A 17,501-nucleotide genomic window follows, 5' to 3' on the forward strand; every position below is an offset into this window, starting at 1 on the left:
CCTCCGGCCGGTTCAGCGATACGCGACGGCTTTGACCGCCTCGATGACCTCGCCGACATTGGGCAACGCCAATTTTTCGAGGTTCGCCGCATAGGGCATCGGCACGTCCTTGCCGGCAATAGTGATGACAGGGGCGTCAAGGAAATCGAAGGCGCGCTGCGACACATGGTTGGCGATATGGTCGCCGACCGAGTTCTGCGGATAACCTTCCTCCACCACCACCAAGCGGTTGGTCTTCTTGACCGAGGCGATGATGGTGTCGAAATCGAGCGGGCGGATCGTTCTGAGGTCGATGATCTCGGCGTCGATGCCGAGGCCGCGCAGTTCCGCCTCCGCTTTGACCGCATAAGTCATGCCGATGCCGAACGAGACGATGGTGACGTCCTTGCCTGATTTGTGGATGCGCGCCTTGCCGATCGGAAGCACGAAATCATCCAGCTTCGGCACATCGAAGGATTGGCCGTAGAGGATTTCGTTCTCGAGGAAGATGATCGGGTTGGGATCGCGGATCGCCGCCTTGAGCAGGCCCTTGGCGTCGGCCGCAGTGTAAGGCATCACCACTTTCAGGCCGGGAATGTGGCTGTACCAGGCGGCGTAGCACTGCGAGTGCTGGGCGGCGACGCGAGCCGCCGCGCCGTTCGGTCCGCGAAACACGATCGGCGCGCCCATCTGGCCGCCGGACATATAGAGCGTTTTGGCGGCCGAATTGATGATCTGGTCGATTGCCTGCATGGCGAAATTGAACGTCATGAACTCGACGATCGGCTTCAGGCCGGCCATCGCCGCACCGACGCCGACGCCGGCAAAGCCGTGTTCGGTGATCGGCGTGTCGACGACGCGCCGCGGACCGAATTCCTGCAACAGCCCTTGCGTGATCTTGTAGGCGCCCTGGTATTCGGCGACCTCCTCGCCCATGACGAAGACATCGCCGTCGCGGCGCATTTCCTCGGCCATCGCATCACGCAAGGCCTCTCGCACCGTGGTCGAGACCATTTCGGTGCCGGCCGGAATATCCGGATCGGCGGCGGGCTTTGCCGCCGGGGCGGCGGGAACGGAGGCCTTCGGCGCCTCTCCGGCATCCTGGGGCGTCGCCTTCGAGCCTTCCTCGGCTGCGTCGGTGCGCTGCCCACCAGCCGACACTGCGTCCTGCGTAGAGGCAGGAGCCGGCTTGGAGGCTTTGGCGATGTCGCCAGCGCTCTCGCCGTCCTGCAGCAAAACAGCGATCGGGGTGTTGACCTTGACGCCCTCGGTGCCGGCGGCGATCAGGATCTTGCCCAGCGTGCCTTCGTCGACGGCTTCGACTTCCATCGTCGCCTTGTCGGTCTCGATCTCGGCGATGACGTCACCGGCGACGACCTTGTCGCCCTCGTTCTTCAACCACTTGGAAAGGTTGCCCTCTTCCATGGTCGGCGAAAGGGCGGGCATGAGAATTTCGATCGGCATGTCCTGGCCCCTTACAATACGATGTCGGTCCAGAGCTCGGACGGATCCGGCTCGGCGTCGTTCTGAGCAAATTCGGCGGCGTCGGCGACGACGTCGCGAACCTCCTTGTCGATTGCTTTCAATTCGTCCTCGGTCGCCCACTTCTTCTCGATCAGCCGCGCCTTGACCTGCTCGATCGGGTCACGTTCGGAGCGCATCTTCTGCACTTCTTCCTTGGAGCGGTATTTCGCCGGGTCCGACATGGAGTGGCCGCGGTAGCGATAGGTCTGCATTTCGAGGATCAGCGGCCCGTTGCCGGCGCGGCACCATTCGGTGGCGAGATCGCCGGCGGCCTTGACAGCGCGCACATCCATGCCGTCGACCTGGATGCCGGGAATCTTGAACGAGGCGCCGCGGTGCGAGAAATCGGTCTCCGCCGACGAGCGCGACACCGAGGTGCCCATGGCGTAGCGGTTGTTCTCGATGATGTAGATCACCGGCAGCTTCCACAGCGAGGCCATGTTGAAGCTTTCATAGACCTGGCCCTGGTTCGCGGCACCGTCGCCGAAATAGGTCAGCGAGACATTGTTGTTGTCCCGATAGCGGTTGGCAAAGGCGAGCCCAGTGCCGAGCGAGACCTGCGCGCCGACAATGCCGTGGCCGCCGTAAAAATGCTTCTCCTTGGAGAACATGTGCATGGAGCCGCCTTTACCCCTGGACAGGCCGCCGCGCCGCCCGGTGAGCTCTGCCATGACGCCACGCGGTGACAGCTCCATCGCCAGCATGTGGCCGTGATCACGATAGGCGGTGATCATCTGGTCGCCGTCGACCAGCGCCATCTTCATGCCGGTAACGACTGCTTCCTGGCCGATATAGAGATGGCAGAACCCACCGATAAAGCCCATGCCATAGAGCTGGCCGGCCTTCTCCTCGAAGCGGCGGATGAGCAGCATGTGCCGGTAGGCGGCAAGCTCTTCGTCCTTGGTGAACTCGACAGGCTTGGGTGCTGAAAGCCCCGCTTTACCGTCGGATTTGGATTTGGCAGGCGCTTTTCTGGCTGCGGTGGCCATGCATCACTCCCTGTTGGTGTCTCTTTGCGGACATCAGAGCAGGATCAAAACTGCTCCGGGAAGATCAGCTCTCCCCACCGATTTATGGGAGGCTAACACGTGAGAACGCGTTCCGCCATGTCGAAAATGCATAGCTGGCATGCGCCTAAGCGACTAAAATCATTGAAAATATTGCTGATTAACGGAATACCGGTTAATTCGCCGAGCCCGGCAGCATGATGGTAATTTCGTCAGCCTGGGACAAGTTCAGCGCCTTGCGCGCCTGCTCGTCGAGCATGTCCTTCTCCAGCGTGCCGTCATGCATGAGCCGGACACGCTGCTCGAGTTCCATCCGGCGCGCCTTGACGGCGTCGAGTTGAGCTTGCAGCGCGACCGTCTGGGCTTCCAGCTGATATTTCGAATTGATGCCGAATTCACCGTGATAGGCGTGAAAGCCAAAATAGGCCAGGAACGCCGCGCAGAGCGAGGGAATGATCAGCCGGCCGGTGTTTCTCTGCTTGTGCTGACGCGTCCACATGATCCAGGTCCTCGCAGCCGCGAACTCAGGCCGCCTGCGATCTTTTTCGCCCGATTGTGCTTAACGGATGGTTACGGATGATCATCTTGGCGCATAATGAAAAAGGGCGGGAATGCCCGCCCTTGGTCAACATCCGATGACCCGGCGTTTCCGGATCAGTCCTTCAGCACCGACTTGCCGGCGTAGCGCGCCTGCTTGCCGAGTTCTTCCTCGATGCGGATCAACTGGTTGTACTTGGCCATGCGGTCGGAGCGCGACAGCGACCCGGTCTTGATCTGTCCGCAATTGGTGGCGACGGCGAGATCGGCGATGGTCGAATCTTCCGTCTCGCCCGAGCGGTGCGACATGACGGCGGTGTAGCCGGCCTTATGCGCGGTTTCGACCGCGTCCAGCGTTTCCGTCAGCGAGCCGATCTGGTTGACCTTGACCAGGATGGAATTGGCAACGCCCATGCGGATACCGTCGCGCAGGCGCGCCGTGTTGGTGACGAACAGATCGTCGCCGACCAGCTGCGTCTTCTTGCCGATCAGGTCCGTCAGGTACTTCCAGCCCTCCCAATCGTCCTCGCCCAGGCCGTCCTCGATCGAGATGATCGGATAGTCGGCGGCGAGCTTGGCGAGATACTTGGCCTGAGCCTTGGGGTCGCGCGTCTTCTTCTCGCCTTCATAGACGTAGTTGCCGTCCTTGAAGAATTCGGTCGCCGCGCAATCGAGACCGAGTGCGATCTCCTCGCCCGGTTTGAAACCGGCCTTCTCGATCGATTCCATGATGAAATCCAGCGCCACCGGCGCACTCCTCAGGTTCGGGGCAAAGCCGCCTTCGTCGCCGACATTGGTGTTGTGGCCGGCATCCTTCAGCTTCTTGCGCAGCGTGTGGAAGATTTCCGAACCCCAGCGAACGCCTTCGCGCAACGTCGGCGCGCCGACCGGCAGGATCATGAATTCCTGGAAGTCGATCGGGTTGTCGGCGTGCGCGCCGCCATTGATGATGTTCATCATTGGCACCGGCAGGAGGTGAGCCTTGGTGCCGCCGACATAGCGGTAGAGCGGCAGGCCGGCGGCGTCGGCCGCGGCTTTGGCCACCGCCAGCGAAACACCAAGAATGGCGTTGGCACCGAGCCTGCTCTTGTTGGGCGTGCCGTCGAGCTCGATCATGGTCTGATCGATGTGTATCTGGTTTTCGGCTTCCATGCCGCCGATCGCCTCGAACAGCTCGCCGTTCACCGCTTCGACCGCCTTGAGCACGCCCTTGCCGAGATAGCGGGCGCCGCCGTCGCGAAGCTCAACCGCTTCGTGCGCGCCGGTCGAGGCGCCGGACGGCACCGCGGCGCGGCCCATCGAGCCGTCTTCGAGCACGACGTCGACCTCGACGGTCGGATTTCCACGGCTGTCCAGGATTTCACGCCCGACAATGTCGATGATGGCGGTCATTGCGATGTCCCCGATTGATCTGACGAAGCGTCGCGCACGTCTTAGCCAAAGCGACGCAAAAGGCAATCGGCCCCTTGGCGAATATTGCCGTCTATCCGATTCACGAAGCGCAAATTTCTGTCATCATAAGTCATGCCATCAGGCGCGAATTTCGGTTATGGCTGTTGTTGCGCGGGGCGAAACGGGAGGAGTTTCGCCATGTCTGAGTTGAGCGGTATCGTCAGTCTGTTCCTGATCGCGGCTGCGTTCCTGACGTCGTGCGACAATCAGCAGTCGGCGCCGAAGACGATGGCGCCTTTGGCGGCGTTGCACATCGGCGAATAGGCATCGCATCGCCTCCCCAAAAAAGGCCCCGAAACGGGCCCTTTGGTAGCTGGGCGGTTCGTTGGTAGAATCACAAGCGTCGGCAATCGGTGGACGATGCACCGCGCTCAGCGGGCTTTCGCCACCCGGTCGAACGCCATCAACCTTTCCAGGAGTGCCGGCATGTCTTTCAGCGGCAGCATGTTGGGGCCATCGGAAGAGGTCGAATTGTCCGGGTCCTGGTGCGTCTCGATGAACACGCCGGCGACACCGACGGCGACAGCCGCGCGTGCCAGCGTCTCGACGAAGCGACGCTCGCCACCGGACGAACCACCCTGCCCGCCCGGCTGCTGAACCGAATGCGTGGCGTCGAAGATCACCGGAGCGCCGATCTCGGCCATAACGGGCAAAGCGCGCATGTCGGACACCAGCGTGTTGTAGCCGAAGGACGCGCCGCGTTCCGTAGTCAGCACGTTGGCGTTGCCGGAGCCGGTGATCTTGGCGACCACGTTCTTCATATCCCAAGGGGCGAGGAATTGTCCTTTCTTCACATTGATCACCTTGCCGGTCCTGGCGGCGGCGACCAGCATGTCGGTCTGGCGCGACAGGAAAGCTGGAATCTGCAGCACATCGACATGCGGCGCGACGATCGCGCACTGTTCCTCGGTGTGCACATCGGTGAGCACCGGGAGCGAAAATTCCTTGCGCAGTTCGTCGAAGACCGGCAGTGCCGCGTCCATGCCGGCGCCGCGCGTCGCCGATAGCGAGGTGCGATTGGCCTTGTCGTAGCTGGTCTTGTAGACGAGGCCTATGCCGAGCCTGCCCGTCAGTTCCTTCAGCGCGCCGGCCATGTCGAAGGCGTGCTGGCGCGATTCAAACTGACAGGGGCCGGCGATCAGCGACAAGGCCGCCTTGTTGTCGAAGACGACGTTGCCGACGGTTACCGACGAATTGGGTGCCAGGGGCTTGCTCATGGGGTCTCCCGGAAGATGAAGGCCGCGCCCTGTCCGGATGCCGGCTGCACGACAATATCATTGCCCGACATATCGTGTCGGATGGAATTGGATGCAAGCAGCCTCGATGTGACATCCGCGCTCCGGACTGCAAAGACGACCGCAGCGAAGCGAAGTTTCGTCGGTGAACCGGCCGGAACGCCGAAGCGCGTGGTGAAAGACGCGGGATCGAGCACGCTCAAGGTTGCATTCGGCAAACGGAATACACCACCTTGCCCGCCAGCGGCATCGTCCGCCGCCACGGAAACCAGCCGATGCTGTCCGGCAGGTTGGTCGCTGACCGCCACCACTTCGACGATGCCGGTGGAACCATTGGCGTGGGCCTGCAAAGCAGCGCGGTCCACTCTCGGCGCGTTGATGCGTTGGCAGGCGAAGAAGAAAGCGTCGGTATCCTTGCTGCCGGAAGCGAAGGCAAGCTTGAACGCCGCGACATCGCTTTTTCCCGCCGTGTCGGTGAAAGCGCGCGAAAAGCTCAACGTATCTCCCGCCGACAGACCGGCTTCGACATAGCGCGCGTGATCGGCCTCGGCATCGCCGGTGCCGAGAACCAGCGCGGAAAATCCCTCGTCGCCGAGGCTCTCGCGATAGACGCGGTCACGCGCGACGAAGACATTGCCCGCGGCCACAGCCTTCGTCGCAACCTGTGCGCTGCCGATCGCAAGCGGCTCCAGATAGGTGCCGTCGGCGAGGAAAACGCAACAGTTCTCCGTTCCGAAGGGATGAATGCCGGTTGGGGCGACGACGAAACCCAGCGAGGTGAGCCTGGCCCGCGCCACATCGAGGCTCTGCGTCGGCAGTACCAGATGATCGAGCGGATGAGTGCCGGCGGCTGTTGTTCGGGTCATGCGGGCGCGATGTGCATCATTCCGAGGAGTGGTTCAAGACTTGATCGCGATCTTGGCGAAAGGCCGGGAACGTGCTGGGCGCGCCTGCACATGCTTCATCGGGACGTCGAAAAGCCATCTGCTGAAGCAGGCCAGGGTCAGCTCCCGGCAACGACATCGGCGGAATAACGCAGCTCGCGCAATGGTTTGACCTTGCTGGTCGTCTGGGCATAGAGCGGATGCGCCTTATAGGCGGCCAACGCTGCGTGGTCGGCGAATTCCGCATAGACGACCACGTCGATCTCGTCCGACAGCGGGTCGACCTTGGTGTTGAGGGTCACTTCGAAATGGCTGGAGTGGGGGATATCGCCAAGCGCCAGCAGGCCGGTGCGCACTGCTTCCACATCCTCTTTGCGCCGCGCGCTGAAGAAAACGATATGCCTAATCAACCCCGCCTCCTCGGTCTGGAGCCTGTTCCATCCCGACGGGTCGGGATAGGGCTCCGTCTGGTTGAGCAGGATCTTGTCCGAAAACCAGTTTCCACTTTTCGGGATCACGCTCTGAACGCCGGCTCTTTTGTGACGGTAGACTTCTCGCGTCAACCGTTCATCGCGCCACGCGTCCTTGCGACGCGCCTGAAATTGCTCGGAACTTTATCTTTCGGGAAAACAGGGATCTTCCGGGAAAACAGAGGCGGGATGAAGCATCGGCCCGCTGCCGTTGGATGGAATATCTAGACCTTGCCGGTCACGTAGCGCACGACATGAGAGAAATCCTTGACCGCGATGTCGAGATACCGGCCCTGATTGTACAGGCCGTCCCAGATCACGAAAAAGGCGATGGCGCAGATGACGATCACATAACGCATGGCTAAGCTATCGCACAAGCTCGGCGCCGGCCATAGACGTTTTTGACGCGACCAGCCGCCGCGGTGGGAAGATCATCAACCGGCAAACGCCCTCGACGGTTCCGGGAGACCCGGTGTCGGCCGTTGCGTAGCCGATATCGGCCACCCCATGGCGCGCCGGCATCCTGGCGGCAGACAGGGCAAAGCAGGGCAGTTCCGCAACCACCTTTTGGCTTAGCCCTGCCCGCAGCCTGCCTCTTGAAGTTCCTCGCCATGACGTGGAAGATTGTCGCGGGGATTCACCGGGAAGCGCTGAAGCTCTAAGGGCCGATCGGCTTTCGTTCGAGCTCGCCCATGGCCGAACCGGTCAGCTATCCGGTCGGGCAAAGGCGTTCGACCCGGCGAATTGAACTGCGAAAAGCGCGACCGGCAATTGCACGGGTATCGCGAAAATCCGGGGGCGCGACATGGCTTACGATAATCATTCCGGCACGACGCCGGGCGACGCGGTCAAGCTGGACGAATTCAATTTCGCCGAGATCGTCAAGGGCCTGCCAGCCAAGGCGCGCATGGTGCTGTCGGCGGCGATGAGCCTGCCGCGCGGTTCATTGAAGGTCAGGATGCCGGACGGCCGTGCCGTCCTCGTCGGTGGCAAGGGGCCGGGCCCCGAGGCCGAACTGGTGCTCAAGAACTGGCGGCTGCCCGGCCGCGCCTTTGCCTGCGGCACGATCGGCGTTGCCGAGTCCTACATGGACGGCGATTGGGAAAGCCCGGATGTGACCAGTTTCCTCGAGCTGTTCGTGATCAACTCCGCCCTCGGCGAGAAGGTCGCCGGCGGGGCAAGCTGGGTGGTCAACGCGGTCCAGCGCATCCGCCACTGGTTCAACGAAAACACACCTTCCGGTTCCAAGCGCAACATCTCGGCGCATTACGATCTCGGCAACGCCTTCTACAGGGAATGGCTTGATCCGAGCATGACCTATTCGTCCGCACTCTACGCGAACGGCGCCAACGACCTGGAAAGCGCCCAGGCCGCCAAATACCGGGAACTGGCCAGGGACAGCGGGATCGGCCCGAATGACCACGTGCTGGAAATCGGCTGCGGCTGGGGCGGCTTCGCCGAATTCGCTGCACGCGAGATCGGCTGCCACGTTACCGGGCTGACGATCAGCCGCGAGCAGCACGACTTCGCCAAGGCGCGCATCGCCAAGGCCGGTCTTGCGGACAAGGTCGACATCAAGCTGCAGGATTATCGCGACGAAACCGGCACCTATGACCGGATCGCCTCGATCGAGATGTTCGAGGCGGTCGGCGAGAAATACTGGCCGGTGTTTTTCGGCAAGATGAAGGCCTGCCTGAGACCCGGCGGCACCGCGGGCCTGCAGATCATCACCATCAATGAAGCGGCCTACGACACCTATCGCGCCAGGCCGGATTTCATCCAGCGCTATGTCTTTCCGGGCGGCATGTTGCCGACGCCGTCGATCCTGAAGGCGCTCGGCAGGGATCACGGCCTTGCTCATCTGCGCGAGCGCGTGTTTCCGGACGATTATGCGCGCACGCTCGCCGAATGGCGCCATCGCTTCCGGGCTTCGTGGGAGAAGATCGTTCCGCTCGGCTTCGACGACCGCTTCAAGAAGCTTTGGGAGTTCTACCTGCACTATTGCGAAGCCGGCTTCCGCGCCAGCTATATCGACGTGCGCCAAGTGGTCTACAAGGCGTAGCCCAACGCGCTGACCGCGTTTCGCTGCCTGCGGCAGGCCGACGTCGAGGCCGGTCCTGCCTACAATGGAAGGCCTTTGCGTTTGTGCGGGCGCATTGGAATATTCGCCCGACGACGCACGGCAGGATATCGATGATCAAAGGGTGATGCGGTATTTCGCAAAACCCGCTTCGCCCTCGCCCGCCGGCTCGATCTTCAGCGACTTCACCTCGGTGATGAAATCCTTCGCCTTAGCGCCGGTTTCGAACATCACGCTGGTTCCGGGCAGCGGCGCGAACGACCAGTTGTCGTCCGCCGACGGATTGATCGTGCCCTGATTCACGATATAGCGAACGATGACGTCGCGATTGGTATCCGGCGCCTCATAGATGATTTTCGAGGCTTCGATGCCTGGGAAATTGCCGCCACCGCCGGCCCGGTAATTATTCGTCGCGACGACGAATTTCCGATTTGGATCAATTGGTTTTCCGTCGAACATCAAGTCGACGATACGGTTGGTGCCAGCGTTCGCCAGTCCACCCTTAGGATCGTATTTCGGCGGCTGCGACAGGTCTATCCTGTAGACGACGCCGTCGATGACGTCGAAATTGTAGGATGGGAAATCGGTATTGATGAGGGACTGGTCGGGCTTGCCCGGCTCGATCCTGTTGAAGATGCCGGCCGACATTTCCAGCCATTCCTTGACATCAGCACCGGTGATTTCGACGGCGCGCACGGTGTTGGGATAGAGATAGAGGTCGGCGACATTCTTGATGGCGATGTCGCCCGCCGGGACGTCGGTATAGTAATCGGCGCCGTTGCGCCCGCCAGCCTTGAAGGGTGCGGCGGCGGACAGCAGCGGCACGTCCTTCCATTGCGTGTTCCTCAGGATATCGCGGAGGTACCAGGTCTGCGCCTGGCTTACGACCTGCACCGACGGATCGTCGGCGACCAGCGCAAAATAAGAATAGAGCGGCGCGGAGGTCTTGCCGACGGGGCGTCGCACATAGGCCAGTGTCGCCTGGTGGTCCTGTTCGAGCGCGGCGATGATGCGGTTGTCGTCCGGCACGGTCGGCTTGTTCTTGTTGTCGACGCGTTCGAAGATCGGCCGTGCCTCCGACGTAGCGGAAACGACCTTCCATTTCGATCCGTCGCGCTCCAGCATCAGGTCGATCAGCCCCATATGCGAGCCCCAGAAGCCGCCCATGACGGCAGGCTTGCCCTGCAACGTGCCCTTCTGGGCATCGACGCCCTCAAGCGACTGGAAATCCTTCTTGCCGGGGAAGACCAGATGCTGGTGACCAGTAAACACCGCGTCGATGCCATCGACGCCAGCGACGAAGAACGATGCGTTCTCCATCATATCGCCCTGCTTCACGTCGATGCCGGAATGCGAGAGAGCAACCACGATATCGGCGCCCTCCTCCTTCATCTGCGGCACCCAGGCCTTGGCTGCCTCGACGATGTCACGCGTCTTGACGTTGCCCTCGAGGTTCTTCAGGTCCCAGACCATGATCGGCGGCGGCACGAAGCCGATAATGCCGATCCTGATCGGCTGTTCGGCGCCTGCACCGTCCTTGATCTTCTTGTCGAGGATGACATAGGGCTTCAGATAGAGCTTGTCGTCGCGCGGGTTGGCCGCAAGCTCGGTGCCCCGGATCAAATTGGCACAGACAAAGGGAAAATTGGCGCCGGCCAGCACCTTGTCCAGGAACGACAGGCCGTAGTTGAACTCGTGGTTGCCGAGCGTCGAGCATTCGTAGCCGAGCAGGTTCATGCCTTTCATGATCGGATGCAGATCGCCGTCCTTGAGGCCTTTCTCATAGGCAATGTAATCGCCCATCGGATTGCCTTGCAGCAGGTCGCCATTGTCGATCAGCATCGAATTGACGGCTTCCTTGCGCACGGCATCGATCAGCGACGCCGTGCGCGACAGGCCCATCGTGTCGTTCGCTTTGTCGGCGTAATAGTCGTAGGGCAGCACGTTCACATGGATGTCGGTGGTTTCCATGATTCTCAGATGCGCCTGGTTGGTCTGCGCGCGGGCGGAGAAGGGATGAAGCATGATCAATGCCCCCGTGGCGGCGGCGCCGGCAAGGAGACCGCGGCGAGAGACGGGATGGAGCAGTTGCGACATGTTTTCTCCTTCTTCGACGACCTGACGAGCCCTGCCCCGAAGCGAACTTCGCGCTGAAAACCCATCCGAGTCCATCCGAGAAGTTGCGCATCGGACCGTCAGTCGATCAGCAACAGATGACGCGCCGATGAACAGGCGCAGGCGAAAGAATATCAGCCCTTGTCGTCGTCTCCTTGCGTGATCAGGCGCGCGCTGCGCTGGCCCGTGGCGTAGATCCATAGCCAGCTCAGCGAAACCGCAAGCCGGTTGCGAAAGCCGATCAGGAAATAGATGTGGGCAAGTCCCCACAGCCACCACGCCGGCCAACCGGTCAGCTTCATCCAGCCGAAGTCGATCACGGCTGCCCGCTTGCCGATCGTCGCCAGATCGCCGTCATGCCTGTAGCGGAACGGCCGCGGGCTCGTGTCGCCGGCGAGCCGGGCTTTCAGCGTGGCGGCAACATGCCGGCCCTCCTGCTTGGCGGCAGGCGCCACCCCGGGAACGAGCCGCCCGTCAGGGCGCGGCACATGCGCGGCATCTCCGATCACGAAAATCTCCGGGCTGCCCGGAACGGTCAAGTCTGGCTCGACGAGCACCCTGCCCGCCCGGTCCGCCGGTGTGCCGAGCCATTCGGCGGCTGGCGAAGCGGCAACGCCCGCCGCCCACAGGATCGTCTTCGCCGCCAGCTGCTTGTCGCCAAAGACGACGCCCTCGGCGTCGCAACGTGTGACGGCCCGCCCGAGCTCGATCGTCACGCCCAGCCGCTCGAGCGCCTTCGCAGCATAGGCGGAAAGGTCGGGCGCAAAGTTGGCGAGGATGCGGTCGCCGGCCTCGATCAGCACCACGCGCGCTTGCCCGGTATCGATGTTGCGGAATTCACCGCGTAGCGCGTCATGCGCCAGTTCGGCGATGGTGCCGGCCAGCTCCACGCCGGTCGGCCCGCCACCGACGATCGCCAGCGTGAGCAGCGCCCAGCGTCTGGCAGGATCGGTTTCGCGCTCGGCCTGCTCGAAGGCCAGAAGAATGCGTCGCCGGATGGCGGTGGCGTCTTCCAGCGTTTTCAGCCCTGGTGCGAAGGGTTCCCATTCGTCATGGCCGAAATACGCGTGGCGAGCGCCGGTCGCGAGCACCAGCGTGTCGTAGGCGATGGCGCTGCCGTCCTCGAGCAGGACATTTTTGCCGGCACGGTCGACGCCGTTGACGTTGGCGAGCAGCGTCGTCACATCCTTGCGTTTGCGCAGGAGGTGGCGGATCGGCCAGGCAATCTCGGAGGTTGCCAACGCCGTGGTTGCCACCTGGTAGAGAAGCGGCTGAAAAAGATGGTGGTTGCGCTTGTCGATCATGGTGATACGCACCGAAGCGTCGGCAAGCGCGCGGGTGAATTCGAGGCCGCCGAAACCCGCGCCGACAACGACGACGTGATGGCTGTTCCGGTTCATCTCATCCACTCCAGAACGATGTAAGCTCCCGTCTCAATGTAGGTATTTTGTGCAGCGCAACAATGCCGGACACCTGCCTGGGACTCGTCGCTGGATGTCGTGAATGCAACATGTCAGCCGCCGCCACCGGGTATAGCCTGTCCGAAACCGCACGAAAGGTAACGCGTGGCCAAAGATCCCGGAGACCAAGGTCCGGCGCAGTATTCTTCGCCGCCTTGTTTCATGCACGAGCTCGATCCCGAGTTCCGCGCGCCCTTGAGCGACTGGACCGATGTGAGGCGCTGGCGCAAGGCCGAGCGCGAGCGACTTATCGCTGCCCGGCTGGCGGTTTCAGCCGATGCCCGAACGGCGATGTCGCAACGCATCGCCGAAGGTCTGGACGCTGTCATCGGCGACGTCGCCGGCCGCATGGTCAGTCTTTATTGGCCGTTTCGCGGCGAGCCCGACTTGCGGCCGTGGGTGGCCACCATCAACGCACGCGGCGGCCGCACCGCGCTGCCCATCGTCGTCGAGAAAGCGCAGCCGCTTATCTTCCGTGCGTACAGACCGGGCGACCGGTTGGAAAAAGGCGTATGGAACATCCCGATACCGGCCGAGGGCGATCCGGTGCTGCCCGACATCGTCATCTCGCCGATCGTCGGCATCGACCCGACAAACTATCGGCTGGGCTATGGCGGCGGTTTTTTCGATCGCACACTGGCTGCGATGCCGTTCAAGCCGCTGGTCATCGGCGTCGGCTACGAGCTGCAGCGCATCGTCACCATCTACCCGCAGCCGCACGATATCCCGATGGACCGGATCGTTACCGAGGCATTCGAAGCCAGCTAGGCCATTTCGGGCTTCATGCCCATGGCCGTGCGGTCGACAATCTCGCGCAACGCAAAGGACGAGTTGATCTTCGTCACATGCGGCATCGCCGACAGCCATTCCTTGTGGATGCGCTCGTAGTCGACAAGATCCTTCGCAGCGATGCGCAGGATGTAATCATATTCGCCCGACATCAGGTGGCAAGACAGAACGTTCGGGCAGCGCTTGATCGCGGCTTCGAAATCCGACAGCGTCTTTTCGAATTGCCCCGACAACGATATGTGGACGATCGCCGTCATCTGATGACCAAGCGCCGCGTTGGAGAGCCGTGCATGATAGCCGCGGATGGTTCCGGATTTCTCCAGATTGTCGAGCCGGCGCGAGCAGGCCGATTGCGACAGGCCCACCTTTTCGGCAAGCGCCGCATTGGGTATCCGCCCCTCCTTCTGCAATGTCTCGAGAATGGCGATATCGATCCTGTCGAGCGGCATTTTTCGTGAATCCTGCGAATATCTTGCAATTTCGCGCAACGATTATCGAAACCCGCCTGTTAGCGCAAGCGCATTCGCAAACACCTGCGCAGCGATTCATGGTTCACTTCGTTGATACAGGGAGTGAGCCCAAAAGGGCCGGATCAGGAGAAGAAAAATGCGCGTCGGCTGCCCCAAGGAAATCAAGAACCACGAATATCGTGTCGGCCTCACGCCCGGCTCGGTCCGCGAATATGTCGCCCATGGCCATGAGGTGCTGGTCGAGACCGGAGCCGGTGCCGGCATCGGCGCCGATGACAACGCCTATCGCGCCGCCGGGGCAACCATCGCCAAGACGGCCGCCGACGTGTTCGCCAAGTCGGACATGATCGTCAAGGTCAAGGAGCCGCAGCCCAATGAATGGGCCCAGCTGCGCGACGGCCAGATTCTCTATACCTATCTCCATTTGGCTCCGGATCCTGAGCAGACCAAGGGCTTGCTCGCTTCCGGCGTGACGGCGATCGCCTATGAGACGGTGACCGACGACCGTGGCGGCCTGCCACTGCTGGCGCCGATGTCGGAAGTTGCCGGCCGCCTGTCGATCCAGGCCGGCGCCACGGCGCTGCAGAAGGCCAATGGCGGCCGTGGCGTGCTGCTCGGCGGCGTGCCCGGCGTGCTGCCCGGCAAGGTCACGGTGCTCGGCGGCGGCGTCGTCGGCCTGCACGCGGCCCGCATGGCGGTCGGCCTCGGCGCCGACGTCACCATTATCGACCGCTCGATCCCGCGGCTGCGCCAGCTCGACGACCTCTTTGCCGGCCGCGTCCACACGCGCTATTCCACCGTCGAAGCGCTCGAGGAAGAATGCTTTTCAGCCGATATCGTCGTCGGAGCCGTGCTGATCCCGGGTGCCGCCGCGCCCAAGCTCGTGTCGCGCGAAATGCTGTCGGGCATGAAGAAGGGTTCAGTGCTGGTCGACGTCGCCATCGATCAGGGCGGCTGCTTCGAAACCTCGCATGCGACCACCCATGCCGAGCCGACCTACGAGGTCGACGGGGTCATCCACTATTGCGTCGCCAACATGCCCGGCGCGGTGCCTGTCACCTCGGCCCACGCGCTCAACAACGCGACGCTCCACTACGGTCTGCAGCTCGCCGACAAGGGCCTGAAGGCATTGGTCGACGACCACCATCTGCGCAACGGCCTCAATGTCCACAAGGGCAAGATCACCAACCGTGCGGTCGCCGAGGCGCTCGGCTATGACCTAGTCGAGCCGAAAGCCGTTCTCGCCGCCTGATTCACCCTGAAGGGCTTTCTCCTGTCACCCCGCCGGTTCATGCCGGCGGGTTTTCTTTGAGGGCCACTGCCGCCTAGCCCGTTTCCAAGCATTCGGCGCTGAAACATGTGCCGTAACGTCACTTTGCCCACCAGTGTTGCATTTTTGTCATTCCTAAATTTGCCGAACCCCTGATAGGAATGACTTGGGGTTATTTATCAGGGGTACGGGCTATGTTTATTCGCACATCTGCGAAATCTATTCTTTTTGGTGCCGTTTCAGCTTTGGCTTTGATGTCTGTCGCGCATGCGGCTGATGTGGCGCAGCCGGTCGAAGCGTCCGGCTTTAACTGGAGCGGTGTCTATGTCGGGTTTGGTGTCGGCGCCGGAGCCAATGTCCACGAACTGGGCAGCGATTTTGCTCCCATTTCGCTGAACGGCATTGGCGGCGAAGGCGTTTACGGTGAATTGACGGTTGGCTACGACTACATGGTCTCACCGCGCTTCCTGCTCGGCGGACTGTTGGACGCTCACGTCGGTAATGTCGAAACCACGCTGGATGCTGGCGGACTGAGCGCTTCGATCCAGGAGACCTACGGCTTCGATGCCGGTTTGCGTGCAGGTTATCTCTTCACACCAAACACTCTGGGCTACGTGCTCGGCGGCTATTCCTGGCAGAAGTACAAGCTCGACACGAACGCCGGCTTCGGCTTCGACTGGGACCAGAGCGGATACTTTGTCGGGGCCGGCGTTGAAACGGCCCTTAACAGCAATTGGACGATCAAGACCGAATATCGTTATACCCGCTTTGGCACCAAGGGTGATCTCCTGTCCGAGGCCGGCCTTGTCGGCGCTCCGGATGGCCTGCTCAATCTCGATACGTCGCGGCATACCTTCCAGGTCGCTGCCAACTATCGCTTCAATGCGCAGAATGGCGGTGGTGCTGCCTTCGAGACTCCCGCTTACAATTGGACCGGCTTCTACGTCGGCGGCGGTCTTGGCTCGGGTGCCTCCGTGCATCAGATCAACGTTTCGCCGTTCGGCGATCTGGAATTCAACGGCCTCGGCGGCGAAGGTGTTTTCGGTGAATTGAACGTCGGCTACGACCATGAGTTCGGCAACTGGGTTGCAGGCGTGATGGTCGACGCCCGGTATTCCGGCATGACCTCCAAGCTGGACCTCGGCGGCGGATCGATCAATGTGGATACCGACTACGGCTTCGACGTGCTTGGCCGCGTCGGTATGAAGGTCAACGAATCGACCCTCGCCTACGCGCTTGCCGGCTACAGCTGGCAGCATTTCGATCTGAACGCTTCCGACCCGGTCGGCGATATCCTCGACTGGGGCTCCAGCGGCTTCTCGGTTGGTGGCGGTCTGGAAACGGCTCTGTCCAGCAACGTCACTGTCGGTCTCGAATATCGCTATTCGCTTTTCGCCAAGAAGGATCTTTCCTCGGAGTTCGGTGCGCCTGACGACACCCTCACCGCCACCTCTTCCTTCCACACCGTGCGCCTCGGCGCGAAGTACAAGTTCAACTAAAAGGTCCTCCAGGCTACAGTCCAAGCCCGTCGGCCATGCCGGCGGGCTTTTTCGTTGCCGAAGGCTATCGCGAAGAAAAAGCAGGCAACAAAAAAGCGGAGCCAAAGCCCCGCTTCCTCGATATCGAGATTGCCGCCGGTTCATCCGCGGTCGCCAATCGATCGACGATCCCTTCCTACCGCAACTATGCGACGGGAGTGCGACAGAGTCGGCGCGCAACTCCGCGCCTCAAGCACGCTCGATGCGGCACTGGTAGCAATTGTTGCGTGCCGAGCGGACATGGGCGTAGGCAATATCGTCGCGTTCGAACAGACTCTCGGCCCGCGCAACAATTGCTCCGGTGGGAATGACGCCGCCGCTGCCGTAGACGATGCGATTATCCCTGCCATAGCCGCGGACGATGTAGTCGGGGCTTTCGAGAATCTCGGGGAGTTCCCCGTTCTCCGCGGCACGAGCGCATTCTTTCGCATGCAAAAAAATCGGCCCGGTTTCGGCGTAGGGCTGAAGGTCCGGAAATGGCCGGTAGGCCACAATGAGATAGGCGTCACCCGCGGCAATGTTCTTCAAGCAGTGCCGACAAGGCATGCCATCGCCGTCGGAAATCTGTCGCTCCGGGGTGCGACCGTAAGCGTCAGGGCTACCGCGCTGCAAGGCTCTCACATTTTCGGTCGGCAAGGCTTTGAATTGAACGGTCATGGCGAAAATCTCCGGCGTCGTTGACCCGGAAATT

The 17,501-nt window shown here is 61.8% G+C and carries 17 protein-coding genes; 5 read left to right on the top strand and 12 right to left on the bottom strand.

Features of this window, described 5'->3' with window-relative positions:
* Positions 1–12: 12 nt before the first annotated feature.
* The 4 genes from NKJ26_RS01830 to eno all read right to left on the bottom strand — a co-directional run bounded on the left by NKJ26_RS01830 (position 13) and on the right by eno (position 4,439).
* Positions 13–1,443, bottom strand: a complete 1,431-nt coding sequence (locus tag NKJ26_RS01830; protein WP_352693238.1) for a pyruvate dehydrogenase complex E1 component subunit beta — start codon at positions 1,441–1,443, stop codon at positions 13–15.
* Between the two features lie 11 nt (positions 1,444–1,454).
* A complete protein-coding gene (gene pdhA, locus NKJ26_RS01835) occupies positions 1,455–2,492 on the bottom strand; it encodes a pyruvate dehydrogenase (acetyl-transferring) E1 component subunit alpha (RefSeq protein ID WP_352604423.1) in 1,038 nt (345 codons plus the stop codon).
* A gap of 193 nt (positions 2,493–2,685) precedes the next feature.
* The gene (locus tag NKJ26_RS01840; RefSeq protein ID WP_352604425.1) at positions 2,686–3,009 is read right to left on the bottom strand and encodes an FtsB family cell division protein; all 324 of its coding nucleotides are present in this window, start codon (positions 3,007–3,009) and stop codon (positions 2,686–2,688) included.
* Between the two features lie 155 nt (positions 3,010–3,164).
* On the bottom strand, positions 3,165–4,439 hold the full coding sequence (gene eno, locus NKJ26_RS01845) for a phosphopyruvate hydratase (protein WP_352693240.1): 1,275 nt from the start codon (positions 4,437–4,439) through the stop codon (positions 3,165–3,167).
* A gap of 198 nt (positions 4,440–4,637) precedes the next feature.
* Here eno and NKJ26_RS01850 point away from each other — a divergent pair, with 198 nt between their 5' ends.
* Positions 4,638–4,763, top strand: a complete 126-nt coding sequence (locus tag NKJ26_RS01850) for a hypothetical protein (RefSeq protein WP_352604429.1) — start codon at positions 4,638–4,640, stop codon at positions 4,761–4,763.
* Positions 4,764–4,870: 107 nt separating this feature from the next.
* On the opposite strand, the gene kdsA is transcribed toward NKJ26_RS01850, so the two are convergent.
* The 4 genes from kdsA to NKJ26_RS01870 form a co-directional block, all read right to left on the bottom strand.
* Positions 4,871–5,716, bottom strand: coding sequence for a 3-deoxy-8-phosphooctulonate synthase (gene kdsA / locus NKJ26_RS01855; RefSeq protein WP_352693242.1), 846 nt, complete (start codon positions 5,714–5,716; stop codon positions 4,871–4,873).
* Positions 5,713–6,600, bottom strand: a complete 888-nt coding sequence (locus NKJ26_RS01860) for a VOC family protein (protein WP_352693244.1) — start codon at positions 6,598–6,600, stop codon at positions 5,713–5,715. The genes kdsA and NKJ26_RS01860 overlap by 4 nt, the downstream gene beginning before the upstream one ends.
* A 137-nt stretch (positions 6,601–6,737) precedes the next feature.
* A complete protein-coding gene (locus NKJ26_RS01865; RefSeq protein ID WP_352604468.1) occupies positions 6,738–7,028 on the bottom strand; it encodes a Dabb family protein in 291 nt (96 codons plus the stop codon).
* A gap of 284 nt (positions 7,029–7,312) precedes the next feature.
* On the bottom strand, positions 7,313–7,447 hold the full coding sequence (locus NKJ26_RS01870) for a hypothetical protein (RefSeq protein WP_352604435.1): 135 nt from the start codon (positions 7,445–7,447) through the stop codon (positions 7,313–7,315).
* Positions 7,448–7,893: 446 nt separating this feature from the next.
* On the opposite strand from NKJ26_RS01870, the gene NKJ26_RS01875 reads away from it, so the two are divergent.
* Entirely contained in the window at positions 7,894–9,150 is a 1,257-nt protein-coding gene (locus NKJ26_RS01875) for a class I SAM-dependent methyltransferase (protein ID WP_352693246.1), read from the top strand.
* A 135-nt stretch (positions 9,151–9,285) separates the two neighbouring features.
* Here NKJ26_RS01875 and NKJ26_RS01880 read toward each other — a convergent pair whose 3' ends face one another.
* Both NKJ26_RS01880 and NKJ26_RS01885 read right to left on the bottom strand, forming a co-directional pair.
* Positions 9,286–11,265: a bifunctional 2',3'-cyclic-nucleotide 2'-phosphodiesterase/3'-nucleotidase gene (locus NKJ26_RS01880; protein ID WP_352693247.1), complete on the bottom strand. Its 1,980-nt coding sequence runs from the start codon at positions 11,263–11,265 to the stop codon at positions 9,286–9,288.
* Between the two features lie 152 nt (positions 11,266–11,417).
* Entirely contained in the window at positions 11,418–12,683 is a 1,266-nt protein-coding gene (locus NKJ26_RS01885) for an NAD(P)/FAD-dependent oxidoreductase (protein ID WP_352693249.1), read from the bottom strand.
* Between the two features lie 222 nt (positions 12,684–12,905).
* Here NKJ26_RS01885 and NKJ26_RS01890 point away from each other — a divergent pair, with 222 nt between their 5' ends.
* Positions 12,906–13,511 carry a 5-formyltetrahydrofolate cyclo-ligase gene (locus tag NKJ26_RS01890; protein WP_352693312.1) on the top strand — a complete coding sequence of 202 codons (606 nt, stop codon included), beginning with the start codon at positions 12,906–12,908 and terminating at the stop codon, positions 13,509–13,511.
* On the opposite strand, the gene NKJ26_RS01895 is transcribed toward NKJ26_RS01890, so the two are convergent.
* Positions 13,508–13,981, bottom strand: a complete 474-nt coding sequence (locus tag NKJ26_RS01895) for an Lrp/AsnC family transcriptional regulator (RefSeq protein WP_027026996.1) — start codon at positions 13,979–13,981, stop codon at positions 13,508–13,510. The two genes, NKJ26_RS01890 and NKJ26_RS01895, sit on opposite strands and share 4 nt — an antisense overlap.
* A gap of 157 nt (positions 13,982–14,138) precedes the next feature.
* Between NKJ26_RS01895 and ald the strand changes: the two genes are divergently transcribed.
* Positions 14,139–15,254, top strand: coding sequence for an alanine dehydrogenase (gene ald, locus NKJ26_RS01900; protein ID WP_027026995.1), 1,116 nt, complete (start codon positions 14,139–14,141; stop codon positions 15,252–15,254).
* Positions 15,255–15,466: 212 nt separating this feature from the next.
* On the top strand, positions 15,467–16,771 hold the full coding sequence (locus NKJ26_RS01905; protein WP_352693251.1) for an outer membrane protein: 1,305 nt from the start codon (positions 15,467–15,469) through the stop codon (positions 16,769–16,771).
* A gap of 228 nt (positions 16,772–16,999) precedes the next feature.
* Here the strand turns inward: NKJ26_RS01905 and NKJ26_RS01910 are convergent, their stop codons facing one another.
* Positions 17,000–17,467 carry a DUF1203 domain-containing protein gene (locus NKJ26_RS01910; RefSeq protein ID WP_352693253.1) on the bottom strand — a complete coding sequence of 156 codons (468 nt, stop codon included), beginning with the start codon at positions 17,465–17,467 and terminating at the stop codon, positions 17,000–17,002.
* Between the last annotated feature and the right edge of the window lie 34 nt (positions 17,468–17,501).

It is taken from the genome of Mesorhizobium sp. M0152 (assembly GCF_040322415.1).
In the GTDB taxonomy this organism is placed as follows: domain Bacteria; phylum Pseudomonadota; class Alphaproteobacteria; order Rhizobiales; family Rhizobiaceae; genus Mesorhizobium.